This window comes from Veillonella seminalis, from assembly GCF_003992065.1.
GTDB classification, from domain to species: Bacteria; Bacillota; Negativicutes; order Veillonellales; family Veillonellaceae; genus Veillonella_A; species Veillonella_A seminalis.
In genome coordinates, this window is the sequence record NZ_RQUZ01000003.1 from 112,490 (window position 1) to 137,506 (window position 25,017).

25 protein-coding genes and 1 other annotated feature are annotated in these 25,017 nt (G+C 41.9%); of the genes, 1 reads left to right on the forward strand and 24 read right to left on the reverse strand.

What is annotated here, in order from left to right:
- Nucleotides 1–104 precede the first annotated feature (104 nt).
- The 3 genes from EO126_RS03005 to EO126_RS03015 form a co-directional block, all read right to left on the reverse strand.
- Nucleotides 105–737 carry a Maf family protein gene (locus EO126_RS03005; protein WP_127007500.1) on the reverse strand — a complete coding sequence of 211 codons (633 nt, stop codon included), beginning with the start codon at nucleotides 735–737 and terminating at the stop codon, nucleotides 105–107.
- A 111-nt stretch (nucleotides 738–848) separates the two neighbouring features.
- Nucleotides 849–2,063 (reverse strand): acetate/propionate family kinase, encoded by a 1,215-nt coding sequence (locus EO126_RS03010; RefSeq protein WP_006555138.1) that lies wholly within the window; start codon nucleotides 2,061–2,063, stop codon nucleotides 849–851.
- Between the two features lie 3 nt (nucleotides 2,064–2,066).
- Nucleotides 2,067–2,627: a hypothetical protein gene (locus EO126_RS03015; RefSeq protein WP_127007502.1), complete on the reverse strand. Its 561-nt coding sequence runs from the start codon at nucleotides 2,625–2,627 to the stop codon at nucleotides 2,067–2,069.
- 248 nt (nucleotides 2,628–2,875) lie between these two features.
- Between EO126_RS03015 and EO126_RS03020 the strand changes: the two genes are divergently transcribed.
- Nucleotides 2,876–4,096 (forward strand): tRNA(Met) cytidine acetate ligase, encoded by a 1,221-nt coding sequence (locus EO126_RS03020; RefSeq protein ID WP_164726694.1) that lies wholly within the window; start codon nucleotides 2,876–2,878, stop codon nucleotides 4,094–4,096.
- A gap of 188 nt (nucleotides 4,097–4,284) precedes the next feature.
- On the opposite strand, the gene pyrR is transcribed toward EO126_RS03020, so the two are convergent.
- The 21 genes from pyrR to EO126_RS03120 form a co-directional block, all read right to left on the reverse strand.
- Nucleotides 4,285–4,803 carry a bifunctional pyr operon transcriptional regulator/uracil phosphoribosyltransferase PyrR gene (gene pyrR, locus EO126_RS03025; RefSeq protein WP_006555141.1) on the reverse strand — a complete coding sequence of 173 codons (519 nt, stop codon included), beginning with the start codon at nucleotides 4,801–4,803 and terminating at the stop codon, nucleotides 4,285–4,287.
- Nucleotides 4,804–4,813: 10 nt separating this feature from the next.
- A complete protein-coding gene (locus EO126_RS03030; protein WP_006555142.1) occupies nucleotides 4,814–5,800 on the reverse strand; it encodes an RluA family pseudouridine synthase in 987 nt (328 codons plus the stop codon).
- Nucleotides 5,797–6,243 carry a signal peptidase II gene (gene lspA, locus EO126_RS03035; protein WP_006555143.1) on the reverse strand — a complete coding sequence of 149 codons (447 nt, stop codon included), beginning with the start codon at nucleotides 6,241–6,243 and terminating at the stop codon, nucleotides 5,797–5,799. The genes EO126_RS03030 and lspA overlap by 4 nt, the downstream gene beginning before the upstream one ends.
- Nucleotides 6,244–6,464: 221 nt before the next feature.
- Nucleotides 6,465–6,632 carry a DUF362 domain-containing protein gene (locus tag EO126_RS03040; RefSeq protein ID WP_006555144.1) on the reverse strand — a complete coding sequence of 56 codons (168 nt, stop codon included), beginning with the start codon at nucleotides 6,630–6,632 and terminating at the stop codon, nucleotides 6,465–6,467.
- Nucleotides 6,633–6,937: 305 nt separating this feature from the next.
- Nucleotides 6,938–7,339 (reverse strand): DUF2065 domain-containing protein, encoded by a 402-nt coding sequence (locus EO126_RS03045; RefSeq protein ID WP_127007506.1) that lies wholly within the window; start codon nucleotides 7,337–7,339, stop codon nucleotides 6,938–6,940.
- A 1-nt stretch (nucleotide 7,340) separates the two neighbouring features.
- On the reverse strand, nucleotides 7,341–8,048 hold the full coding sequence (locus tag EO126_RS03050; protein WP_127007508.1) for a hypothetical protein: 708 nt from the start codon (nucleotides 8,046–8,048) through the stop codon (nucleotides 7,341–7,343).
- 136 nt (nucleotides 8,049–8,184) lie between these two features.
- Entirely contained in the window at nucleotides 8,185–9,483 is a 1,299-nt protein-coding gene (locus tag EO126_RS03055) for an SLC13 family permease (RefSeq protein WP_127007510.1), read from the reverse strand.
- Nucleotides 9,484–9,628: 145 nt separating this feature from the next.
- Nucleotides 9,629–9,886 carry a hypothetical protein gene (locus EO126_RS03060; RefSeq protein WP_006555148.1) on the reverse strand — a complete coding sequence of 86 codons (258 nt, stop codon included), beginning with the start codon at nucleotides 9,884–9,886 and terminating at the stop codon, nucleotides 9,629–9,631.
- A 188-nt stretch (nucleotides 9,887–10,074) separates the two neighbouring features.
- Nucleotides 10,075–11,196, reverse strand: a complete 1,122-nt coding sequence (gene mmdB / locus EO126_RS03065) for a methylmalonyl-CoA decarboxylase subunit beta (protein WP_127007512.1) — start codon at nucleotides 11,194–11,196, stop codon at nucleotides 10,075–10,077.
- Nucleotides 11,197–11,261: 65 nt separating this feature from the next.
- Entirely contained in the window at nucleotides 11,262–11,651 is a 390-nt protein-coding gene (mmdC, locus tag EO126_RS03070) for a methylmalonyl-CoA decarboxylase subunit gamma (RefSeq protein ID WP_127007514.1), read from the reverse strand.
- A gap of 64 nt (nucleotides 11,652–11,715) precedes the next feature.
- A complete protein-coding gene (gene mmdE, locus EO126_RS10695; RefSeq protein ID WP_006555151.1) occupies nucleotides 11,716–11,889 on the reverse strand; it encodes a methylmalonyl-CoA decarboxylase subunit epsilon in 174 nt (57 codons plus the stop codon).
- Between the two features lie 26 nt (nucleotides 11,890–11,915).
- Nucleotides 11,916–12,254 carry a methylmalonyl-CoA decarboxylase subunit delta gene (gene mmdD / locus EO126_RS03075; RefSeq protein WP_127007516.1) on the reverse strand — a complete coding sequence of 113 codons (339 nt, stop codon included), beginning with the start codon at nucleotides 12,252–12,254 and terminating at the stop codon, nucleotides 11,916–11,918.
- An 81-nt stretch (nucleotides 12,255–12,335) separates the two neighbouring features.
- Nucleotides 12,336–13,865, reverse strand: coding sequence for a methylmalonyl-CoA decarboxylase subunit alpha (gene mmdA / locus EO126_RS03080; protein ID WP_127007518.1), 1,530 nt, complete (start codon nucleotides 13,863–13,865; stop codon nucleotides 12,336–12,338).
- A 48-nt stretch (nucleotides 13,866–13,913) separates the two neighbouring features.
- Entirely contained in the window at nucleotides 13,914–14,336 is a 423-nt protein-coding gene (mce, locus tag EO126_RS03085; protein ID WP_006555154.1) for a methylmalonyl-CoA epimerase, read from the reverse strand.
- 48 nt (nucleotides 14,337–14,384) lie between these two features.
- Nucleotides 14,385–15,326, reverse strand: a complete 942-nt coding sequence (gene meaB, locus EO126_RS03090) for a methylmalonyl Co-A mutase-associated GTPase MeaB (RefSeq protein ID WP_006555155.1) — start codon at nucleotides 15,324–15,326, stop codon at nucleotides 14,385–14,387.
- Nucleotides 15,327–15,398: 72 nt separating this feature from the next.
- The gene (locus EO126_RS03095; protein ID WP_006555156.1) at nucleotides 15,399–15,794 is read right to left on the reverse strand and encodes a cobalamin B12-binding domain-containing protein; all 396 of its coding nucleotides are present in this window, start codon (nucleotides 15,792–15,794) and stop codon (nucleotides 15,399–15,401) included.
- A gap of 45 nt (nucleotides 15,795–15,839) precedes the next feature.
- Nucleotides 15,840–17,486, reverse strand: a complete 1,647-nt coding sequence (locus EO126_RS03100) for an acyl-CoA mutase large subunit family protein (protein ID WP_006555157.1) — start codon at nucleotides 17,484–17,486, stop codon at nucleotides 15,840–15,842.
- Between the two features lie 28 nt (nucleotides 17,487–17,514).
- Nucleotides 17,515–19,017 (reverse strand): acetyl-CoA hydrolase/transferase family protein, encoded by a 1,503-nt coding sequence (locus EO126_RS03105; protein ID WP_006555158.1) that lies wholly within the window; start codon nucleotides 19,015–19,017, stop codon nucleotides 17,515–17,517.
- Between the two features lie 473 nt (nucleotides 19,018–19,490).
- Nucleotides 19,491–20,753 (reverse strand): O-antigen ligase family protein, encoded by a 1,263-nt coding sequence (locus tag EO126_RS03110; RefSeq protein ID WP_127007520.1) that lies wholly within the window; start codon nucleotides 20,751–20,753, stop codon nucleotides 19,491–19,493.
- A gap of 11 nt (nucleotides 20,754–20,764) precedes the next feature.
- Nucleotides 20,765–22,048, reverse strand: coding sequence for a bifunctional folylpolyglutamate synthase/dihydrofolate synthase (locus EO126_RS03115; protein WP_127007522.1), 1,284 nt, complete (start codon nucleotides 22,046–22,048; stop codon nucleotides 20,765–20,767).
- A gap of 9 nt (nucleotides 22,049–22,057) precedes the next feature.
- The gene (locus EO126_RS03120) at nucleotides 22,058–24,715 is read right to left on the reverse strand and encodes a valine--tRNA ligase (RefSeq protein WP_127007524.1); all 2,658 of its coding nucleotides are present in this window, start codon (nucleotides 24,713–24,715) and stop codon (nucleotides 22,058–22,060) included.
- Between the two features lie 40 nt (nucleotides 24,716–24,755).
- Nucleotides 24,756–24,980: a binding site (T-box leader), on the reverse strand.
- Between the last annotated feature and the right edge of the window lie 37 nt (nucleotides 24,981–25,017).

A 25,017-nucleotide genomic window follows, 5' to 3' on the forward strand; every position in this document is an offset into this window, starting at 1 on the left:
CTACCCGAAAAATATTACCCCAATAATACTGCTCTAAAAAACACGCCGCTTAAAATTCTGCTTTTAGAGAAGCTTTCTTTAAATCGCTGTCTTAAAACACGGCCTTAAAATTTACGTAAATATCTCGCTACCACCTCTACCGGCAAGCCAACCACATTGGTATATGAACCTTCAATCCGTTCTACCAAATAAGCCCCCTGCCCCTGAATGCCATAGGCACCGGCTTTATCAAGCGGTTCTCCGGTTGCCACGTAGGTTTTAATTTCTTCATCGGTGAGCGGATAAAATACCACTTTAGTAACCACATGGAATACTTCCTTAGCCACCAATTGATGTTGTTCATCATATCGGCAAAGAGCTACCCCGGTCACTACTTCATGCGTATCACCGGATAATTCCTTCAGCATTTGAATCGCCTCTGTCGTATCGACCGGTTTTCCTAGAACATGCCCCTTATGTGCCACAATCGTATCAGAACCGATAACAATATATCCTTTACTTTCTGCAGCCGTTGTTGTGTCCGTTGTGTCCGTTGCTTCCGTTGTTTCCGAGTCTGTCGTTACCGGAATAAGAGCCTCCAACGCCTTCCCCAAGGCTTGTGCTTCTACTAACTCATACGGATTCATTGCCTGTTCATTATGTTCTTCATAAGTGCTCGATACAACTTCAAACTCAATATGCAATTGCTCCAATAAATCACGACGCCGCGGTGACGCCGATGCCAAATATAGTTTCATCGTTTATGTTTACCCCCGAATATGCCGTAAACTACAACGCGCAGTACCCCGAAAGGTACTGCGCGAGCAGTGTCATCGTTTAGATTATAAATCTTCAGTCAGACTATTATATTACCAGTTTTTCATTACAAGGCTTGAAGTAATACGTTTTGTATCACGAGCAATCATAATTTCTTCGTTAGTAGGAACTACGAAGATTTTAACTTTGGAACCTTCTACGCTGATTTCAGTTTCTTTACCGCGTACGTTGTTGCGTTCACGATCAAGACGAGTACCGAGGTATTCGAGACCGTTACAGATAGCATCACGGTTACCGATGCCGTTTTCACCGATACCGGCTGTGAATACGATTACGTCTACACCGCCCATAACAGCTGCATAAGCACCGATTGTGGAACGAACTTTGTAGTGGAACATATCAAGTGCCAACTGAGCACGTTTGTTACCTTCTTCAGCAGCTTCTTCAATAACGCGGAAGTCATTGGAAACACCGGAGATACCTAATACACCGGATTTTTTGTTCATGATGGCATCGATTTCATGGTAAGTCATGTCCCATTTGTCCATCAAGAAAGGTACGATAGCAGGGTCAATATCGCCGCAACGAGTACCCATGATCAAACCGGATAATGGTGTGAAGCCCATGGAAGTGTCGATGGAACGACCGGCTTTAATAGCTGACACACTGGAACCGTTACCAAGGTGACAAGAGATAATACGCAAGTCACTCATGTGTTTGCCCATTAATTCAGCTACACGCTGAGCCACATATTTATGGCTGGTGCCGTGGAAGCCGTAACGACGAACACCAAGTTCAGTGTATGCTTCGTATGGCAAACCGTAAAGGAAAGCTTCAGCAGGCATAGTCTGATGGAAAGCCGTATCGAATACAGCTACCTGAGGAACTTTAGGCATGATAGCTTCGCAAGCTTCAATACCTTGGATGTTTGGTGGGTTATGAAGAGGTGCAATCTTAGCACATTCTTCTAAAGCTTCCATAACAGCCGGTGTAATCAACACGGAGTCAGCAAACTTTTCAGCACCATGAACCACACGATGACCAACTGCATCAATTTCATCCATGGAAGAAATTACGCCGAATTCTGCATCAACCAAAATGTCGAGCAAAATTTTAAGCGCTTGTTTGTGGTCCAAAATTGGTTCTACACGTTCCAACTTTTCAGCATCCGGACGTTTGTGAGTGAAGATAGCATCTTCAGCACCGATTTTTTCGAATTGTCCTTTTGCTAATACCGCTTCATTGTCCATGTCAATGAGTTGGTATTTTAAGGAAGAACTACCACAGTTTACTACTAAAACATTCATTACTTATCCCTCTTTCTTAGTAATTTGAATTTTACCTACCACAAGGTCAGAAATCTGAGCTCCCATTGTGCTGTCAACAGGATACTGATAGGTTATATTCCACAATACACCTTTATCGGCAAACGTGTACTGAAAGAAACGAATTTGGATTTGGTTGGCTATAAGTGTAGCCGATGAGGTAAAGGCTGTCACGCCGTCTACCGTTTTCATCTCATCCGACCATGTCAATTTATCGCCGAAGTTTTTTTCATAAAAGCTTCGAGTTTCAGCGCCATAAGCAACCGCTGTCGGTAAAGACTGACCGGCTTTCGGAGAGATAGCTTCAATGGAAACCAGGAAGTTTTTATCGGCCCCTAAATACGTTGTTACGGGATATCCCAACGCATTTTTGGTTGTATTAGGCTGTACGCCTATATCGTAAGGTAAGGCAACGGTAATTTCCGAGTTGCCGCTCTTAATCACTTTGTGACCGAAACTATAAGAATCCAGTGCATTATCACTGCCACAGCCGCTAATCACAAACACCAGCAAAGCCATGCAAAAAACAGTGAACCATTTCTTCATAATATCCCTCGATTCAAAATCTTTGTACAAGCAATCACGTACGTTTAAATTATACCATTCTTTGCGATTACTTGCACGCCTCTTTTTAGACATAATCACTATTATTTTTATACATATATATATTTACTGTAATTTTATTGTAAAAACATCATTTTGTAATGAAAAAACAGCTTTTATATCCCTAAAATATCTATGCTATAATGATACAAACAGATAAAATACTATCAAATTTTCAAAGGAGTCCTATTATGAATTGTATCGGAATTGTTACCGAATATAATCCGTTTCATACGGGTCATGCCTACCAACTGAATACTTTGGCCGAACGCTATCCCGATGCACTTCGTATCGTCGTCATGAGCGGTTCCTTCGTACAACGGGGTGAACCGGCCCTTTTTGACAAATTTACCCGGGCTCGCTGGGCCTTATTAAACGGAGCTCATGCCGTCATTGAACTCCCCACCGTTTATGCTACGGCAAATGCTGAACGTTTTGCCGCCGGTGCTGTCAGATTACTGCATCAACTGGGGGCACGAGCCCTGTCCTTCGGCTCCGAAACAAATAATGCCGCCTTATTACAAAAAATTGCTGCCAAAAGTAGCGACAAAGCTGTTCAAGAAGCCTGTCGCCAAGCCATGAAAAACGGTGAATTCTACGGCACGGCCTTACGCCAAGCCATCATTGCTCAATATCCCGAAGCTGCTCCTATCGTCAATCAACCGAATGCACTCCTGGGGCTGGAGTACACCAAAGCAATTCAAACATACGGGCTTAACATGAACCTCATCCCTGTTAAGCGCGAAGGCGAACATCATAATGATGAGCTGACCACTGATTGGTCTTCAGGTTCGGCCTTACGTCGTCAAATCCGAACTAATGACAATAAAGATCACCTTAGTAAAACACTGGCGCCTTACCTTCCGGCTAATATAATCGCCGACTGCCAAGAAAAAATCTTGTTTAACGATTATACCGAAATAGAACGGTACCACGATTTTATTCTTTATGAAAGTCGTAAACTATCGGCAACACAATTAGCGTCTTTAGCCGACTTCAATGAAGGGCTTCATCAAGTATGGCCGTCGGCCGGTCAAAAGGAATCATGGACGTCAGCCCTTGACTCCTTAAAATCCAAACGCTATTCCTATGCCCGCTTAAATCGCATGGCGACTTATACTGTTCTCGGTATCAGCCGGCGTTTACAGGATGAGGCTCATGAAACGGGCCCGCAATACGGCCGTTTACTTGGCTTCACTGATGCAGCCAGACCATGGCTGCAACGCAAAGAATTTGACGTACCGCTCATTCAAAAATGGGCTCCTTTTGTAAATACCGCTACCGGTCTTACTGCCGAAATGGCTACCCTCGATCAAAAAGCCACGGATATCCAAAAGTTATGTATCAAAAATGCTTCAAATCGAAAAGGCGGCGAAGACTTCTACTTCACTCCTTGGTATATAAAAAAATAACGCTATAGATTTATAGAGCAAAATAAAATTATAGACCAAAATAGGATTATAGGACAAAATGAAGTTATAAACCAGAATAGGGTATAAAACAAAATAAGTTCGAAATTTAACCCCAAATCAAGTGTCCCATAAAAGCCAAAAGGCCATTGCAGTGATTTAAACTGCAATGGCCTTTTATAATTCAGTAATTACGAAATGGTAACGCTGTCTTCCCCGTCCTGCTCTTTAACATTGACGCGTACTGTTTCCATATGAGATGTAGGAATATTTTTGCCCACATAATCGGCACGAATCGGTAATTCACGATGACCGCGGTCAACTAAAACAGCCAATTGAATGGCTCGCGGACGGCCAACTTCCATTAACGCATTAAGGGCGGAACGAATCGTCCGACCCGTATAGAGTACATCATCCACCAGGATAACGAGTTTACCCGTCGTATCCAAAGTAAATGGCGGACCTTCTTTGCCTTTAGTCGTACGATCATCACGATACATGGCTACATTAATTGTCGCTACATCAATATGAACGCCTTCAATCGCTTCAATTTGAGCCTGCAAGCGTTGTGCCAAATAAATACCGCGACGTTCAATCCCTAAAATAAGCGCATTTTCCAGACCTTTATTACGTTCTAAAATTTCATGGCTGATACGTCGAATGGCACGCATCATAGCCTGTTCGTCCATAAGAATCCGTTTTTCCTGCATAGCTGACTCCTTATACATTATGAGTTTTAGCATATTCCAAGCAAGCTAAAAAGTCCTCCGACAACGGTGCTTCAAAGTACAGATCTTGCCCCGAAATCGGATGTTTCAAAGCTAAGCTGAAGGAATGTAAGGCCTGCCCTTCAATTGGGAAATCCATCTTACGATAGCCGTAGAACGGGTCATTAACAACCGGATGGCCGATATGTGCAAAATGCACGCGAATTTGATGAGTACGGCCGGTTTCCAACACACATTGAACCAAAGTATGTTTCCCGAAACGTTCCACAACGGTAAAATGAGTTACCGCTTCCTTGCTGTTTTCAAAAACAACTGCCATTTTCATACGATCTTTCGGATGACGACCGATAGGTGCTTTAATCGTGCCCCGTTCTTCTACGATATTGCCGTGTACCAGAGCATAGTAAGTACGCGTTGCGGAATGTGCCTTTACCTGTTCGGCCAGGCCGATATGAGCCAAATCATTTTTAGCCGCCATCATAACGCCGGATGTATCCTTATCCAAACGATGTACGATACCGGGACGAATTTCACCGTTAATGCCGGACAAATCTCTGCAGTGGAACAATAACGCATTCACGAGCGTACCCGTATAATTCCCTACCGCCGGATGTACCACCATGCCGCGCGGTTTGTTGATAATAATGATATCGTGGTCTTCAAAAAGGATATCAAGTGGAATATCTTCCGGTTTAACTTCTACGGCTTGAGGTTTCGGTACAACTACCATAATTGTAGAGCCCACCGTCAATTTAAGATTACTTTTACCTGTCTTTTGATTGACCGTCACGGCACCGCTTTTTATAAGTTGTTGCACATAACTGCGCGAACCTTCCATAATGGAGGTTAAGTACACATCTAGACGTTCCCCTTCTTTATCGTCGGGAACAGTTAAGGTAATCGTTTTATCGATACCGGTTGTTTCCGCTTCAATATTTTCATTCATATCATCCATGGTATGTAAAGTATCCGAATTCATTTGTTACCTCCTTCATGCGGTGTTCGCCACAAGTGAATCGCCAACAGCACTACACCGACACAAATACCGATATCTGCCACATTAAAAATCGGCCATACTCTGAAGTCAAAGAAATCGACTACAGCGCCCAAATGATATCGGTCCCAGCCATTTCCCAAAGCACCGCTCACCAATAAGGTTGTGCCCAATTTGGTCCAAACATCGCCGTTTAAAATATACCGGCGAAAATACCATAAAGCAATCAGCAATACAGCGACTATACATAAAAAAAACAGACGCTGATTGGCTAAGATACCAAAGGCGGCTCCTTTGTTTAAAATATAAGTTAAATGAAATACATTAGGTATAACCGGCAACGATTCACCCAGCGTGAATGATGCCTGTACCCACTGTTTTGTCAGTTGGTCCAATACGAACCATACAATGCCAATTATAATATACACTATATCCATCCTTTATCGGTTAATTTAGGTTATATACGATTACTATATATCTGCCTTTACTATGTATTATGACATAAAATGCTCGTTTTGGTCTACTCAAACCACCGTATTCCTATCTGCAGTATTAAATTTTAGGTTCTTTAGTACCATAATTTCATACTATTTACAAAAAATGGCAAGAAAAAAAGCCCTCTATCTAGAGGGCTTTGAGCATCCAATGATTATTCAGCTGGATGAATAGTGCCTACAGGGCATACGGATTCGCAAGAACCGCAGTCGATGCAAGTTTCATTGATTTCGTATTTAAGTTCGCCTTCGCTGATAGCGCCAACTGGGCATACAGAAGCACAAGAACCACATTTAATACATTCGTCACCGATTACTCTCATAATTGGACACCTCCACAAAATATACCGGATAATTTCTGAATTATCATTTCTTTAAGGAACTTACCTTAACTTTATATTCTCATTATGGCACGATTTTTTCTTCTTGTCAAACTTATGGAGAATGATTTCTTATTATTTTTATGCAAGTTCAGATGAGTAATTAACATAGTAGGAATGCCACTTCTTAGCTTATTGATACATATTTTCAATATACATTTAAGCATTTTTTGTCCAACTATAGGCAAACTGTGCATTCTCATTTAAGATGTAAATCATGCTCAATTTCAAATGACTAGTATTATCAATTACTTCTTTCGTTTACTTGGATCTTTCGGCATTTTTATTTTTGGATTAGGTACTCCTAATTCATGTGAGGCCAATCTAATTTCTTCATTCAAGTCTTCTACTATGCCACGTAATTTTTGTTTACGTTTAAAACGATTATCGACCGTTATTTTACTGTTATAAAAAACGGCCGCCCCTACCAACATTAATGCAAGACCACCTAAGAACATCGGTTCATAAATACTCGGATGTTCCACCAAGTATACCATAACTGTGCCGGCAGCAATTAAAACAAATCCGATTACGGAAATAGCCAAAGGCGGTCTGTCTGCCAATTGGATTAGTTTTCGCCATTCTTCTAAACGCTCGGTGCGTTCATCGATTAACGCCTTACGTTTTTTAGTTAATTCCTCATGACTCATACTAACGAGCCCCCTCCTCTTTCGAATTTACTATATGCCCAATATTTCCTGCATCCCCTACATTTCCTGTATTGCTTGTATTATCAGTACCTTCTGTATCTGCCGAATCTTCAGAGTCACCGGATAATTTCTTAAAATATTCTTCTACAGATTCATCGTGCATTACGGCATCGCGTCTTGCGTAGGAATACAACATAACATCAGCCTGTGGCGCACAGATTCGATTCGGTACAAATTTGTCAAAAGCTTCAAAAAAAGCCGGTTCTGCTTTTAAAAGAACACGACCGTTTTTAATCTTTTTACCGTTTACAATGGAATATATCAAAGCCCAAATAGGACGATTATCTACGGTTGAACATTTCCGATATTTATAACGCAAACGGAATTTACTGATAAATTCGGTTTTATGTGCATACACACCATCTATCATATTGTATGGAATTTCCATCTTTGTAGTGTAAAAGAAAATTTTTTCTACAATCACCAATTTATCTTCAGTTAAGAGATAGGTATATTGTGCAACAGCGGACTTTAAAATGACAAATAAAGCCACCACTTCAACGAATAATTCATCCAGGATAATAATACCCTTGGCAATACTTCTGGATATTGTCCAGCCCATAGCAATCAATAATAAAATACAGAAGAAGGCTATAACAAAAGCGGCTGTTTTACTCCGTTTCGATTCAGCCTTACCGAAAATTTTCATAATCATAAACTCCCATACAAATTCCGTTCAATAAAATAAAAAATGTTGAAGCAGTACGTAAAGCGCACCGCCTCAACATTAATTATAAAGTATTTTTTAGTATTATCTCAACTAAATATTACTCATAGACCGGTAATTATTTACCAGGGAAGAAAGGCCATACCATTGGGATAATCAAGATACTTACGATGAAGCACACGATAATCAATGGAACACCGGCTTTAACATAGTCCATGAATTTGTATTGACCAGGGCCAAGTACCAATGTGTTTGGAGGCGTACCAACAGGTGTACCGAAAGCACAAGATGCAGCAACGCCGATAGCCATTAATACGGCATGAGGGTCAGCACCCATACCTTTTGCAATTGCGATACCGATAGGAGCAAGCAATGCACAAGATGCGGTATTGGACATGAACTGAGTCATAACACAAGATAATATGAATAATACTGCTGTTGCAAAGTAAGGGCTAGGATCAGCACCCATAACGCCAAGTACTGCATTAGCAATTAATTGACCGGCACCGGATTTATCCATAGCACCTGCTACAGGCATCATACCTGCGAACAAGAAGATTGTTACCCAGTCAATGGAAGTGTAAGCTTGTTTTTCTTTCAAGCAACCGGTAAGTACGCAAGCAATGGCACCTACTACAGCTACTAAGCTTAATGGTAAGTTGATACCGATTTTTTTCAATGGGGCGCCTAAAATCATCAATACGATAACGGCTAAAAGAATTAAACCGGAGTATAATTGTTTCTTAGGATCGTTAGAAACATCTTCAGCAGCTACTTCTTGTTCAACTTCACCGGCATCAGTAATTTCATGTTTAGGCAAGAAATATTTACCGATGAACATCATGAAAGCGATAGCTGCAACTGTCAAAGGAATACCAATCCAAGCAAATTCGAAGAAACCGAATTGTTCGATACCGGCTTTAGATAAAGCACCGTTAACGATAATGTTTGGAGGCGTACCAACCATTGTGATAATACCACCGATACCGGCAGCGAATGCTAACGGCATTAATTGACGGCTGGCAGGAATTTTAGCAACCGCACAGATACCAACTACTACAGGTAATAAAGCAGCAGCTGTACCGGTGTTGGACAAGAATGCGGACATGCCGGCTGTAACAGCCATGATTGCGAACATTAAGCCGTTTTCACTGGTACCGGCTTTGGATACTACGGTTTCCCCAATTTTCTGGGCTAAACCGGTGTAGAATAAAGCACCGCCTACAACGAACATACCGGCAAATAATACTACGGTACTATCGGATAAGCCGGAAAATGCTTCTTTACTACTAATAATCCCCATCAATGCTAAAGCAATGGCACCACCCAAGGAGGTAATGGCGAGCGGGATAATTTCAGTTACAAAGAAAACCGCCATAACAGCGAGTACGATCAACGTTTGTACTGCAGCATCCATGTAAAGTCAACTCCTTTTTAATAATTCAATATTCACTAAATTTATTAGCAAACTCCTTAATTTTAGGAAATGAATCAAATTATTCAATTATATAGTTTCAGTTATCGATTATATATAATTAGAACTATTCTATCTTATACTAAGGCTACACATAATACAGACCGAGAATAACTGCTCCAATCGCAGTTACCATGCCTGCCGTTATAAAAATACCTTCCTTAGTCTTAGGATAACCGAAAAATAAGTGTTCACTAATAAAACCTCGTCGATTAAAGAAGGAATACTTTTTACGACGTTGGAACCATTGAGCTTTGCGCTCAGGTCCGATAATTAAGGCTACAACTAAAAAGACAATAAGTGCCCACGCGAAAGAAATTAAAATTTTCAATTCTATGGAGAACAAGTCTAAATCACCTCTACATTAAATTATAAATGCAATACGATTTATCGATACAAGTCTGTAATATCCCCAAAGAATACTTCGAGCAGAACCTATTGTCAAAGTATCTCTTCACATTACTGTAAATCGACAAGTAAAAAACTAGGCTTGGGGGGGGGAGAATCCCCCCAAGATAGCATTTTAATATTTAATTAGTGTGCACCTAACATGGCAAGCATAGTACCGGCTGCAACTGCAGTACCGATAACGCCGGCTACGTTAGGACCCATAGCATGCATCAACAAGAAGTTAGCAGGGTTTGCTTTAGCACCTACTACCTGAGATACACGAGCTGCCATTGGAACCGCGGATACACCGGCCGAACCAATGAGTGGGTTTGTTTTACCGCCATCCAAGATGTACATAAGTTTACCGAACAATACGCCACCGGCAGTACCAAAGATGAACGCAATTAAACCTAAGATGATAATCTTAATGGTTTCAATTGTTAAGAAGTGTTCAGCATTCATAGTAAGACCGGTACCTGTTGCCAAGAAGATGGTAACAGTATTGATCAATGCGTTTTGAGAAGTATCGGATAAACGTTCAGTTACACCGGATTCACGGAACAAGTTACCTAACATCAACATACCTAACAAGGAAGTGATGGATGGTAATAACAAGGAAATGAAGATAGTGGAAAGGATTGGGAATGCAATTCTTTCAAAACGAGAAACTTCACGAAGCTGTTCCATAACAACTTCACGTTCTTTATGCGTTGTTAACAACTTCATAACCGGTGGTTGGATTAATGGTACTAAGGACATATAAGAATAGGCCGCTACGGCGATAGCACCGAGTAATTCTGGTGCCAATTTAGTAGCCAAGTAAATGGATGTAGGACCATCAGCACCACCAATAATACCAATTGCAGCTGCCTGTGGTGCAGTGAAACCAATCACCATAGAACCGGCTAACGCAACGAAAACACCGATTTGAGCTGCTGCCCCTAAGAACAATGTTTTAGGGTTAGCAATTAAAGGACCGAAGTCAGTCATCGCACCTACACCTAAGAAGATAAGTGGAGGGAAGATTTCATTAGAAACCCCGGCACTGATAAGGGCCATAACCCCTTCTTCAAAACCATTACGCGGGATATTGGCGAGAATACAACCAAAAGCGATTGGAGAGAGCAATAATGGTTCGAATTCTTTAGCAAAGGCCATGTACAATAGTAGTAAACCTACTAAGATCATAACGCCGTTGCCCCAGTTGAAGTTAACGAACCCACTGTCTGTCCAAACGGAAGAGACCGCTACGATAAAGGTATCCATATGTGATCTCCTTTCTCAGAGAACTTAATTAATGATATTATCAACAATTCACTACAAATGTTTTATTAGCCTAAAACTACCATGTCTTCGCCGGTAGCTACAGTCTGGTTAGCGGATACGCGAACTTCAGATACAGTAGCGTCCTGTGGAGCGTAGATTTCGTTCTGCATTTTCATAGCTTCAAGAACTAATAAAAGGTCGCCTTTTTTAACTGCCTGACCGGCGGAAACTGCTACAGATAAGATTTTACCAGGCATTGGAGCTTTAACTGTAGTTGCGCCGGCTGCTACTGGAGCTGCTGCTTTAGGAGCTGGAGCTGCTACAGGTGCTGGAGCTGGAGCTGCTTTAGGTGCAGGAGCTGCTGCTGGTGCTGGAGCTGCTGCGCCGCCAACTTTTACTTCATTAACTTCAACATCATATACAGTACCGTTTACAGTTACGCTAAATTTTTTCATTTTGTTATCCTCCAAACATATAAACTTCAATGCTAATTGCTACTTCTTCATCACAATATTACAATTAACGACTCATGCGCAAACGTCCGTCCAATTTCCAGTTATGGATACTTACGCTTGGACGAATACTGGCAATCTGATTAGCCGAATAACCCATAGCGCTGATAGCACTAGTGATTACTGCAACCACTTCATCATTTACTTTGTTGCTACCGGCTTTAGATTCCGTCTTGCTCATGTTTACACCTCCTAGATTACGTTTGACTAGTATCTACCACTTAGTCTGCCATCTAGTCTCCAGTTCCGACTGGTCGAAGCTGGACGAATTGATGCAATTTGATCTGACGAGTAACCCATAGCCACGATGGCTCCCGTAATAGCGGCTACTACAGGTTCATCATTAGCTACCACTGGCGCTGCTGCAGTCACAGGAGCAGCTGCTGGCGCTACGCTTTTGGCTGGTTCACTAGGCTTTTTTTTTGTAGGGTCAAGTTTATGAGTCAAGACCATGATTGCACCTAATACAGCCAACACGGCAAATACGACAGTCATATTGATTGCCATAAATAGCCACGGGTTCATAGCACTTTCGTTTCCTCCCATAATAAATTCCTCTTTCTATTTAACAACAAAGAACAAGAATTTTGATACTCCAAATCAAAACTAAGTTTTACATTCTAAAAATTATAATGGAATGTTACCATGTTTTTTAGCTGCACGAGATTCACTCTTACTTGCAAGCATAGCGAGTGCATTAATGATTGCAGGACGAGTTACTTTTGGTTCGATTACAGCATCTACGAAACCGCGTTCAGCTGCTTTGTATGGTGTAGCAAATTCTTCAACATATTTGGCAGTTTTTTCATCTTTATCAGCGTCTTTACGGAAGATGATATTAGCTGCACCTGCAGGTCCCATAACTGCGATTTCAGATGTAGGCCATGCATATACTTGATCGGCACCGAGGTCTTGAGAACACATAGCGAGATAAGAACCACCGTATGCTTTTCGAGTAATAACAGTAATCTTAGGTACTGTAGCTTCGGAATAAGCGTATAACATTTTCGCACCATGACGAATGATACCGCCCCATTCTTGGTTAGTACCAGGCAAGAAACCAGGAACGTCTACGAAGTTAACGATTGGAATATTGAATGCATCACAGAAGCGGATAAAGCGAGAAGATTTATCGGATGCATTAATATCAAGACAACCTGCCATTACTTTTGGCTGGTTAGCAATAATACCTACGCTTTGGCCGTTGAAACGAGCGAAGCAAGTAATGATATTAGTTGCATAGAAAGGTTGAACTTCATAGTATTCACCGTTATCTACAACAGCAGAGATTACGTCTAACATATTATAAGGCATATTGCTGTTGTCTGGCAATAATGTGTTAAGTTCTTCAGAGATACGGTTAGGATCATCACCTGTTTCAACAAGAGGTACATCTTCCATATTGTTGCTTGGTAAGAAGCTTAACAAGTAACGAATCTGTTGGATGCAATCATCTTCGTCTTCAGCTGCGAAGTGAGCAACACCGGATACACTGTTGTGAGCCATAGCGCCACCAAGTGCTTCAGCAGTTACATCTTCAGCAGTTACCGATTTAATTACGGCAGGACCGGTGATGAACATCTGAGAAGTGTTTTTAACCATGTAAATGAAGTCAGTCAATGCTGGAGAATATACTGCACCACCGGCACATGGTCCCATGATTACGGAAATCTGAGGGATAACGCCGGATGCATTGGTATTTTCGAAGAAGATTTTACCATAGCCAGCTAATGCGTCAACAGCTTCCTGAATACGAGCTCCGCCGGAATCATTGATACCGATAATAGGAGCGCCCATTTTCATAGCTAAACGTTGTACTTTAACAATTTTAGCAGCGTGCATTTCACCTAAAGAACCACCTTCTACAGTGAAGTCCTGAGCGAATGCATATACCAAGCGACCATCGATAGTACCCCAACCGGTAACTACACCTTCACCCGGTAATTCTTTTTTATCTTGACCGAAGTTTACACAACGATGTTTAACAAATTGATCCAATTCAACGAAGCTACCTTCGTCAAATAACTTAGCGATACGTTCACGGGCCGTCATTTTGCCTTTGTTGTGCTGGGATTCAATACGTTTTTCCCCGCCGCCAAGTTTCACAATTTCCAACTTTTTGTGTAACAACTCAATCTTTTCTTGGACTGTTGCCATTACTACACCTCCATAAAGTTTTATATAAATAAATTATATATCTTAATATTACTTCATTCTCTGGCAAAGTTCAAGAAGAACGCCACCAGTTGCTTTTGGATGAATGAAAGCAATAGCAGATCCGCCAGCACCGTAGCGAGGTTTTTCGTCAATCATACGAATGCCTTTTTCCATCAAGTCAGCGATTGCTGCTTCAATATTATCTACGCGTAAAGCCACGTGTTGGATACCGTTACGGCCACCATTTTTTTCGATGAATTTGCCGATAGGGCCATCAGGAGTAGTGGATTCCAAGAATTCCAATTCAGCGTCGCCACATGGGAAGAAGCTTACTTTTACTTTCTGTTCTTCTACTACTTCATCTTCAGGAAGATGTTGAATACCTAATGCGTTTTTGTAGAATTCTTTTGTTGCTGCTAAATCAGTAACACCAATACCAATGTGATCTACGTTTAATACTTTAAAAGCCATGGTTAAAATCTCCTTTTCAACTGATCGGCCTTAGAAGGCTGGTATCATTTAAATTTTTAAAACATCTGCCAAGACTTTGTTGACCACTGTATAAGGGTCGTTTTGACGCTGGTTTACAGCATCTACTTGGCTGTCAAATTCGTCACTCGCTACCACTACTTCAGCAACGCGACGACCGATTTGTTCATTAATCATAGCGATGATTTCATTTCTTGTTCTGTCTTGACGGCGAACACTTAATTCGTCGCTGTCTTCCAAGAATTCGAAATGTTCATCTAACGCTTCGACTAATTCATCAACACCTTCGTCCTTGCTGGCAATGGTACGTTTAATCGGAGGACGCCACTTAATCTCACGGGAGTCTAAGTCGAGCATCATTTCAATTTCAACGTTCAGCTTATCGCAACCGTCGCGGTCGGCTTTGTTAATGGCGAATACATCGCCGATTTCCAAAATACCGGCTTTGATGGCCTGGATGTCATCACCGAGACCAGGTACAAGTACAACCAAAACGCTATCAGCATTTTTAACGATATCAACTTCTGATTGACCGACACCTACGGTTTCAATAATTACAAGGTCCATACCGAACGCATCCATCAGCTTAACCGCATCAGATGTTTTCTTAGATAATCCGCCTAAGCTGCCTCGAGTCCCCATACTACGAATAAATACGTTTTCGTTTAACGTCAAATCATTCATGCGAATACGGTCACCCAAGATGGCACCACCGGAAAACGGACTGGTCGGATCCACTGCAACAATACCGATTTTTTTACCTTGCTGTAAATATTGTTTAACAATTTTATCTGTCAAGGTACTCTTACCGGCGCCTGGAGCCCCGGTAACCCCTAAAATACGAGCACGACCCGTTTTAGGATAAATCGCTTTCATAATGTCGATTGCTTCATCATATTCACTTTCGACTGCAGTAATGGCTCTTGCCAAGGCCAGTCGGGAACCGTTTAATAGTTCTTTGACTAAATCCATTGGTTGCACCGCCTTCCTATATAGTGACAGGCCCAGACTTGTAAAAATCCGAGCCTGTTACTAAAAAACATCTTATTTTACGTGAGCTTTGATAAATTCGATTACATCGCCTGTAGGCGTGCCAGGAGTAAATACTGCTGCAACACCTGCATCTTTAAGACCAGGGATATCAGCATCAGGAATTACGCCGCCGCCTACTACAAGAACGTCACCCATACCTTTTTCTTTTAACATTTCAACGATTTTAGGGAATAATGTGTTGTGAGCACCGGAAAGAAGGCTCAATGCAACAACATTAACGTCTTCTTGTTCAGCTGCTGCAACAATTTGTTCCGGCGTCTGACGAAGACCAGTATAAATTACTTCAAAACCAGCATCGCGAAGTGCGCGAGCTACAACTTTAGCACCACGGTCATGACCGTCAAGACCTGGTTTTGCTACTAATACACGAATACGTTTTTCTGCCATGATAGATTACCTCCGAACTAATCGTTTGCTTATTATACTTGAGAATTATAACGTGGAGTGAGCTTGGTATTCGCCGAATACTTCACGTAATACGTTACAAATTTCGCCTAATGTTGCATAAGTACGAACTGCATCAAGAATTAATGGCATAAGGTTAACATTTTCATCTTTTGCCCCTTCTTTAAGTGCTGCCAATGCTTTTTCAACTGCAGCGTTGTCACGTTCTGCACGAACTTGCTGAGTTTTCTTAGCCTGGTTAACACCTACGGAAGCGTCTACACGAAGAAGACCTTCAACAGGTTTTTCTTCAACCTGGAATTTGTTAACGCCTACGATAGTGCGGAGACCGGATTCAACTTCCATCTGCCATTTGTATGCAGATTCCTGAATTTCTTTCTGGATGTAACCTTTTTCAATAGCTACTACAGCACCGCCCATTTCGTCGATTTTCTTAATGTATTCGGCAGCTTCATCGTAAATTGCATTAGTCATAGCTTCTACATAGTAGGAACCGCCCAATGGGTCAATTACGTCAGCCAAACCGGATTCATAAGCAACGATCTGTTGAGTACGAAGAGCAACCTGTACGGAAGCTTCTGTAGGAAGTGCCAAAGCTTCGTCACGGGAGTTTGTATGTAAGGATTGAGTACCACCCATTACAGCAGCGGCAGTCTGTAAAGCTACACGAACGATGTTGTTATCAACTTGTTGTGCAGTCAACATGGAACCGGCAGTCTGAGTATGTACACGAAGCATCATGGATTTAGCTTTTTTAGCACCAAAACGTTCTTTCATGATGTGAGCCCATAAACGACGGGACGCACGGAATTTAGCAACTTCTTCAAGTACGTTGTTGTGAGCATTCCAGAAGAAGGATAAACGACCAGCGAAAGCATCAACGTCTAAGCCGGCTTTCAAAGCAGCTTCTACGTAAGCAATACCGTCAGCAATTGTGAATGCGATTTCCTGTGCAGCAGTGGAACCGGCTTCACGAATATGGTAACCGGAAATGGAAATTGTGTTCCATTTTGGTACATTCTGAGAGCAATATTCGAAAATATTGGTAATCAAGCGCATGGATGGTTTTGGTGGGAAAATGTAAGTACCACGAGCGGCATATTCTTTAAGAATATCGTTCTGGATAGTACCCATCAAAGCGGATGCAGGTACGCCCTGTTTTTCAGCTACTGCGATGTACATAGCAAGAAGAACGGATGCAGGAGCATTGATTGTCATGGAAGTGGAAACTTTACCGAGGTCGATACCGTCGAACAAGATTTCCATATCTTTCAAGGAGTCAATTGCTACCCCTACTTTACCAACTTCGCCTTCAGCCATAGCGTCATCGGAGTCATAACCGATCTGAGTTGGCAAGTCAAATGCACAACTAAGGCCGGTAGCACCGGATTCGATAAGGTAACGATAACGTTTGTTGGATTCTTCAGCAGTTGCGAAACCGGCATACATACGCATTGTCCAGAAACGACCACGATACATTGTAGGTTGTACGCCACGAGTATAAGGGTATTCACCAGGGAACCCTAAATCTTTTTCATAGTCAAAACCTTCAATATCAAGTGGAGTGTATAAACGGTTGTACTTCAAGTTTTTACGTTCTGGGAATTTAGCAATCTTTTCTGCAACTTCTGCCTCATATTTGGCGAGATTAGCTTTTAGAGCTTCGTTAGCCATAATTTTCATCATCCTCCTAAATAAACCTTTACTTCTTCATGCTTCCAGTTTCTTGGAAACGTTTATGCCAAGAAAGAGCTTCGTCGAGCAAAATCGGTGTATGGGCGTGTTTTGTCGCTACAATGGCTCTTTCGAGGTAATCTTCTAACATTGGTTTGTAATCCGGATGTGCACAGTTTTTAATGATTAAACGAGCACGTTCTTCCGGAGCCAAACCACGGCAATCAGCAACGCCTTGTTCAGTACAGAATACCATTACATCGTGTTCTGTATGGTCAATGTGGGAACACATTGGAACAACGGAGCTGATAGCACCATCTTTGGCTACTGAATTTGTACAGAAGATAGAGATATAAGCGTTACGAGCGAAGTCGCCGGAACCGCCGATACCGTTCATCATCTTACTACCCATGATATGAGTGGAGTTTACATTACCAAAAATATCAAATTCAATAGCTGTATTCATAGCAATAACGCCGAGGCGTCGAGCTAATTCAGGACTATTGGAAAGTTCTTGCGGCCGAAGAATAATTTTCTTCGAATACAAATCAACGTTATCATAAAAACGTTTTAATCCATCTGGGGATGGCGATAATGCAGTACCGGAACATACTTCAACTTTACCGGCATCAATAAGATCGAACATGCCGTCTTGGATAACTTCGGTAAAGATTGAAAGATTTGTGAACGGACCTTGTGCCAAACCACTAATAACAGCATTTGCTACAGAACCTACACCGGATTGTAACGGTAATAAATTCTTAGGTAAGCGGTCATGTTTAATTTCATTCTGGAAGAATTCGATTAAATGCTGGCTCATTGCTTTTGCATCGTCATCAATAGCTGCCAATGGACGAGTTTTATCGGTAATATCGCATGGTACGATAGCTACGATTTTTTCAGGATCACATGGGATATAAGGTGTACCCACACGGTTACCAGGACCGGTAATAGGTAATGGTTGACGATATGGAGGATCCAATGGTTCGTAGATATCATGCATACCTACTAAGCTCATAGGTTGCGATACATTAACTTCAACAATAACTTTCTTAGCTTTGTGAATGTAGGTTGGAGTGTTGCCTACCGAAGTTGATGGAACAATGCCACCGTCTTCACGGATACATACAGCTTCTACAATTGCTACATCGCAGTCGCCATAGAAACCATAGCGAACATTCTGAGCTACATGGCTGAGATGCATGTCGTTGTAGCGTACTTTCGCGGCGTTCAAAGCCTTACGCATATCACCATTTGTCTGGTAAGGGAAACGACGGGCAATCCCATTAACTCGAACTAAAGCACCATCAGCTTCATCACCAACTGAAGCGCCTGTCCACAAGTCAATCTGGAATGGATCGCTTTCCATTCGTTTTGCTAAGGCCAAAGGAACTGCTTTCGGATAACCGGATGGGGTAAAACCACTAATACCCACATGGTCGCCCGGGTTGATCAACAAAGCTGCTTCTTCAGCTGTAACGATTCTAGCTTGAAGAGCACTGCCTTGCACGCGATCGAGGATGTTAATCATCACTACCATCTCCTTTAAAAAGTTTGAATGACATTAAATTGTACTTCCGCATTCCAATACTAATACATATTCGACAAAAGTTTGAAATATCCTCTTTTTTTGTGAATATTTTTTTGAATTTACTCACATTTTACCGTATCGAAAATCTTCTCTTTCATCGACATAATTAGATGTTGTTTAAAGAATTATACTTCAAACTATGGCTAAGTTTAGAAGAATTATTTTTCTTTGTCAACCAATATGCATAAATGATATTTCATATACAAAAAAGTATAGGTATGATGAATTATTATCATCATACCTATACTTTTTTAGGATATATTGTCAACTGACATCTAAAATTTTCGGTTGGCAATAACTTGTGTTATCAAAATTATTAATCATGTCAGCAATTTCAATATATTCGATATTCTCTTATTATTTATTTAGATTTAGCTCATTCAATAAATTAATTATTTTTTATTTGAATCTGCTCATTTTTCAGATTCATTTTCAAGCTGTTCGACGGACTTATGTTTGTAAGTATATAAAACAGATGAAGCCCAGCCTAACAACTGCCAGAAAATAACCGATACCTGGTGGCTGAACAAATCATGATCAAAGAGACCACTCACCGTTATGCCCACTACAACCGCACCGATACCATACTTTACAATGTTGCTGATAGTCGCTTTCGGTAAGCGCAATGCATAAACAGCATGACCGTAAATAGCCGTAAAATAAAACAGCACACCGGGAATACCGATTTCAGCCAATACATTTAAAAACATGTTATGTGCGTGATAGATTATCACATTAGTGGACTGAATATAGTAATTGTAATGCGGGTATTCGAACCAGAATGCATCCCAACCGATACCGAAAATCGGATAATCCGCAATCATATAGGTTGTACTGTCCCATAAAGCCCATCTGAGTATAGCCGAGGTATCATTGCCGTCAAAGAGCGACCATAATCTCGATGCCACCTCACCATGGTAGCCAAACAACACGATGGGAATAACCAACAACGACAAAAGCAAGCGTCGATCGATAACAATGCCCCAATATACTACCACACAGGCAAAGCTGAGCCAAATAGCACGTGAATATGTCAGAGTCATACAAACCAAGAAAAACAAGGCCATCGGCACCATCCATGCCAAAAGTCGCCAACGTTTTTCTTTGAGCCCCTGAAAAATTCCCGTTCCCGCCATGGACAAGACAATCAATAAATATTCACCGAACAGATTCGGATTCTGTAATGTGGCAAACATACGCCGCTTCAATAGCGGAAAATGAGTCGCATCCACCCACTGTTTTAAAAACTCCATGGACGTCGTCATATACTGATAGACACCGACCAGGCAAACAATAAAGGCGGACCACATAAAAATACGCAAAAAGACACGCCACTGTGCCAGCTCTCGTAAGTAGCGATATGTGAGGAAATAAATTCCGCCGTACATACCTACATTATAGAGCCAGCTCATTGTCGTCCACATCGGTCTGGCTGAGCCGAGGGCAGATAAAAAACTCCACCCCATAAAGCCCAACACGCACCATTGTAACCAGGAAGCCGGCCTGGACAACGGACTATAACGCAACGTATCCCAAACACTGAGTAAAAGTGCAATAATGACCAGTGCATCGCCCAGCCATGGATGTAAAGGCATGACCAAAATAATGGCGTACAGGAGTCGCGTAATATATTGTTTCAGCTGTCGGCCCCCGCCTAAAGATACTGCACCTGTCAATACGTTCTCCTTTACTGAGCGTTTAACCACTCTTCTGCTTCACCAAGAATATATAAGGAACCGGCTACTGCAATGATATCACCGGCCTGAGTTGCTTCCATGGCTTTTTCCATACCTTCGCTAACGGTTGCCGCTGTCTGCGCAACACCCGGTACATATTCGGCCAATTCTTCCGGCGTAGATGTACGCGGTGTCGGAGCCGGCACGGTAATTACAGTATCATATGGGTTTACCAACTGTTCAATAACAGTTTTTACTTCTTTATCTTTCAAGACGGACAGCACAATAGCTTTCTGTCTGTCTTCAAATACTTCTTCATACGTCAAATGGAATGCTTCAGCACCGCCGGCATTATGAGCGCCGTCAAAAACAAACGTACGATCAAGTTTTTTAATAATTTCAAAACGACCGGCCCATTGTGCACGAGCCAAACCTTCACGCAAAGTTTCTTCGCTGATTACTTCATCACATTCCATTAAAACACGCACGGCACGGAAAGCACAAGCCATATTAACAGCTTGATGTACACCTACCATTTTAGTAAAGAGCATGTCTTTATGACCGTCTTTATCTTCTAAAGTAATCATTTGACCATCTTCGGTAACGGTACGGCTGGTAATCTTAAAATCTTCGTTAAAAACATAAATCTTAGAGTTCAGCTCTTTCGCTTTATCTTTAATAACCGCCAAGGCTTCCCCTTGAGCCGCTGTTACCACAGGAAGGCCCGGTTTAATAATGCCCGCCTTATGCGTTGCAATATCATGAATTGTATTACCGCAATATGCCTGATGATCCATGGACACATTGGTAATAACAGATACTTCCGGTGTAATTACATTCGTAGAATCAAGTAAGCCGCCAAGACCCACTTCTATAACTGCATAGTTAACCTGCTGTTCCGCAAAGAACAGGAAGGCAGCAGCCGTTAATACTTCAAACTGAGTCGGCAATTCCAAACCTTTGGCTTCGACTTTGGTTACGGCTTCTTTTACTTTGCCAATCAATTCGCCAAATGCTTCTTCCGTAATATGGCGACCATTGACGGAAATTCGTTCGGTATAACTGATTAAATGTGGCGAAGTAAAACGACCGGAGCGATACCCGCTGGTGGTGAGCACCGAATCGATATACACGGTAACCGAACCTTTACCGTTCGTACCGGTTACATGAATCGTTTTATACGAGCGTTCCGGATGACCTAATTCGTCCAGTAAAGCACGAATTCGATCTAAACCGGGTTTGATGCCAAAAGATACACAACTGTCTAAATAGGCCACTGCCTCTGCGTACGTCATGATTACCTCCTATAAGGTTTTAAGAAATTCTTCACGTTCAATAACAGCTTGTTGTTTCTGCTGATATTCAGCCAATTTGGCTTGTTCTTTTGCAACTACATCTGCCGGTGCTTTGGCCACGAAGCCCGGATTACCTAATTTACCTTCTAAACGAGCAATTTCTTTTTTCAATGTTTCTTTTTCTTTAGTCAAACGTTCCCGTTCTTTGGTTACGTCGATTAAATCTTTGAGTAAGAGATATACTTCAAGACCGTTTACTACGGTTACCGTAGCATTTTCAGGTTTAGCATCGTCGGCGCCTAAAATTGTTACCGATTCAGCCCAACCCAACGTTTTAAAGTAATCTTGATGTTCGCTTACCATAGTGCGGAGCGATTCATCAGTTACAGCCAAAATAACGGCACTGCGTTTACCCATCGGTACATTCATTTCGGCACGCATGTTACGAATGCCTTTAATGGCGTCCATCATAATGTTCATTTGAGCTGCGGCAGTGCTCTGGTCGGCAAACGGTAATGCCGTCGGCCATGGAGCCACTACGATACTTTCGCCTTCATGTGGCAAGTGTTGCCAAATGTGTTCGGTAACGAACGGCATGAACGGATGCAATAATTCGAGCATGTGACGCAAAATAGTAACCAATAAGTATTGAACAACAGCACGGTCACGTCCGCCTTCTTTATTGTAAAGACGCGGTTTGGCCAATTCGATAAACCAATCGCAATAGCTGTTCCAAATGAAGTCGTATACGCCGGCAGCCGCTTCGCCTAATTCGAATTTATCGAGGTTGTTGGTAATTGTGGCCACAGCATTATTGTAGGTATCAATAATCCAGCGATCCGCCAAAGCAAAGTCTTCTTCATTCGGTACAAACTCAGGATCGTAATTATCTAAGTTCATTATAACAAATTTTGCGGCATTCCAAATCTTATTTGCAAAATTTCGATTAGCTTCTACACGTTCCATGTAAAAACGCATATCATTGCCCGGTGTATTACCGGTTACCAAAGTAAAGCGAAGTGCATCGGCACCGTATTCATTGATTACATCAAGCGGGTTGATACCATTGCCCAAGGATTTACTCATTTTACGGCCCTGGCTGTCTCGTACGAGTCCGTGAATGAATACATGTTTGAACGGAATTTCTTTTTCAAATTCAAGGCCCATGAAAATCATACGGGCAACCCAGAAGAAGATAATATCATAACCGGTTACCATTACGCTGGTAGGATACCACTGAGCCAATTCTTTAGTCTGTTCCGGCCAACCCATAGTAGCAAACGGCCATAAAGCGGAACTGAACCAAGTATCAAGTACGTCTTCTTCCTGATGTACGTGACCGCCGCATTTAGGACATACAATAACATCTTCTTTGGATACGATAATTTCACCGCAATCATCGCAATACCAAGCAGGAATGCGATGGCCCCACCATAATTGACGGGAAATACACCAATCACGAATGTTTTCCAACCAATTGGTATAAGTTTTGGTAAAACGTTCCGGTACGAATTCGATATCTTTATCCTTTACTACTTTCAAAGCCGGTTCAGCGAGCGAAGCCATTTTTACAAACCACTGTTTGGATACGAGCGGTTCTACGATGGTGTTACAACGAGAACAATGACCTACACTGTGTTCATGGTCTTCGATTTTTTCAAGAAGCCCCTGTTCTTTAAGTTCAGCTACTACTTGTTTACGAGCCGCTTCGCGAGTCATACCTTCAAAGTGACCGGCTTCACTGTTCATAGTCGCCTCAAGATTCATAACTACGATGGATTCAAGATTATGGCGTTGTCCCATTTCAAAGTCGTTAGGGTCATGAGCCGGTGTAATTTTTACACAACCGGTACCAAAGCTTGGATCTACATAATCATCGGCAATTACCGAAATTTCGCGATTTACGAACGGTAACAACAACGTTTTGCCGATAATATCTTTATAACGATCATCCTCTGGATTTACCGCAACCGCCACGTCACCGAACATAGTTTCCGGACGAGTTGTGGCAACCGTTACAAATCGACCTGCTTCACCAACTACCGGGTATTTAATAAACCATAAATGGCCGGCTTCGTCGCTGTGTTCTACTTCAATATCACTGAGAACCGTGTGACAGCTCGGACACCAGTTGGCAATGCGTTCGCCGCGATAAATAAGACCTTTTTCATATAAACTTACGAATACTTCACGAACAGCTTTGTAATAACCGTCATCCAAAGTAAAGCGTTCACGAGTCCAGTCGCAGGAAGCGCCTAAACTGCGAATCTGTTTTACAATCGTGCTACCGTATTCTTCTTTCCATTTCCATACACGTTTTACAAATTCTTCACGGCCCAGATCATAACGGCTTTTACCTTCAGTTTCCTTAAGGTTCTGTTCTACCTTTACCTGCGTTGCGATACCGGCATGGTCCGTACCCGGCATCCAAAGAACATTGTAACCCTGCATACGTTTGAAACGGATTAAAATATCCTGCAAAGTATTGTCCAATGCATGGCCCATGTGAAGTTGACCTGTTACATTTGGCGGTGGCAATACGATGCTGAACGGTTTCTTAGATTCATCTACTTCTTCGTGGAAGTAACCTTGTTTTTCCCAAAATTCATACCAATTTTTCTCAATTTCCCCCGGATTATAGGTTGTTAAATTTTTGAACTCACTCATGGCAGTTCCTCCTCAATGATATAAAAAAAGCCCTCTCGTCCATTAGGACGAAAGGGCTCAACTTCCGCGGTACCACCTAGATTATTGCCGTTGCAATCACTCTTTACCGTTAACGGGGTTAACCGGACAAAACTACGCACAATCCAAACGATTGCTTCATCAAGTCAGCTCAAAGGCTACCCTCTTCCTTTTACGTACGTTGCTCGCACCTTACCAACGCTCTCTGCCACGCTATGAGAAGATTTTTCCTTATCTCAGCTTTGTTATACAACTATCAATTTAATACGGCTGTAGAAATACGG

Bases quoted from the DNA above. Each gene is read 5' to 3' on its own strand.
- EO126_RS03005 (WP_127007500.1), bottom strand. From the start codon at position 737: ATGAAACTATATTTGGCATCGGCGTCACCGCGGCGTCGTGATTTATTG.
- EO126_RS03010 (WP_006555138.1), bottom strand. From the start codon at position 2,063: ATGAATGTTTTAGTAGTAAACTGTGGTAGTTCTTCCTTAAAATACCAA.
- EO126_RS03015 (WP_127007502.1), bottom strand. From the start codon at position 2,627: ATGAAGAAATGGTTCACTGTTTTTTGCATGGCTTTGCTGGTGTTTGTG.
- EO126_RS03020 (WP_164726694.1), top strand. From the start codon at position 2,876: ATGAATTGTATCGGAATTGTTACCGAATATAATCCGTTTCATACGGGT.
- pyrR (WP_006555141.1), bottom strand. From the start codon at position 4,803: ATGCAGGAAAAACGGATTCTTATGGACGAACAGGCTATGATGCGTGCC.
- EO126_RS03030 (WP_006555142.1), bottom strand. From the start codon at position 5,800: ATGAATTCGGATACTTTACATACCATGGATGATATGAATGAAAATATT.
- EO126_RS03040 (WP_006555144.1), bottom strand. From the start codon at position 6,632: ATGAGAGTAATCGGTGACGAATGTATTAAATGTGGTTCTTGTGCTTCT.
- EO126_RS03045 (WP_127007506.1), bottom strand. From the start codon at position 7,339: ATGAGTCATGAGGAATTAACTAAAAAACGTAAGGCGTTAATCGATGAA.
- EO126_RS03050 (WP_127007508.1), bottom strand. From the start codon at position 8,048: ATGAAAATTTTCGGTAAGGCTGAATCGAAACGGAGTAAAACAGCCGCT.
- EO126_RS03055 (WP_127007510.1), bottom strand. From the start codon at position 9,483: ATGGATGCTGCAGTACAAACGTTGATCGTACTCGCTGTTATGGCGGTT.
- mmdB (WP_127007512.1), bottom strand. From the start codon at position 11,196: ATGGATACCTTTATCGTAGCGGTCTCTTCCGTTTGGACAGACAGTGGG.
- mmdC (WP_127007514.1), bottom strand. From the start codon at position 11,651: ATGAAAAAATTTAGCGTAACTGTAAACGGTACTGTATATGATGTTGAA.
- mmdE (WP_006555151.1), bottom strand. From the start codon at position 11,889: ATGAGCAAGACGGAATCTAAAGCCGGTAGCAACAAAGTAAATGATGAA.
- mmdD (WP_127007516.1), bottom strand. From the start codon at position 12,254: ATGGGAGGAAACGAAAGTGCTATGAACCCGTGGCTATTTATGGCAATC.
- mmdA (WP_127007518.1), bottom strand. From the start codon at position 13,865: ATGGCAACAGTCCAAGAAAAGATTGAGTTGTTACACAAAAAGTTGGAA.
- mce (WP_006555154.1), bottom strand. From the start codon at position 14,336: ATGGCTTTTAAAGTATTAAACGTAGATCACATTGGTATTGGTGTTACT.
- meaB (WP_006555155.1), bottom strand. From the start codon at position 15,326: ATGGATTTAGTCAAAGAACTATTAAACGGTTCCCGACTGGCCTTGGCA.
- EO126_RS03095 (WP_006555156.1), bottom strand. From the start codon at position 15,794: ATGGCAGAAAAACGTATTCGTGTATTAGTAGCAAAACCAGGTCTTGAC.
- EO126_RS03100 (WP_006555157.1), bottom strand. From the start codon at position 17,486: ATGGCTAACGAAGCTCTAAAAGCTAATCTCGCCAAATATGAGGCAGAA.
- EO126_RS03105 (WP_006555158.1), bottom strand. From the start codon at position 19,017: ATGATTAACATCCTCGATCGCGTGCAAGGCAGTGCTCTTCAAGCTAGA.
- EO126_RS03115 (WP_127007522.1), bottom strand. From the start codon at position 22,048: ATGACGTACGCAGAGGCAGTGGCCTATTTAGACAGTTGTGTATCTTTT.
- EO126_RS03120 (WP_127007524.1), bottom strand. From the start codon at position 24,715: ATGAGTGAGTTCAAAAATTTAACAACCTATAATCCGGGGGAAATTGAG.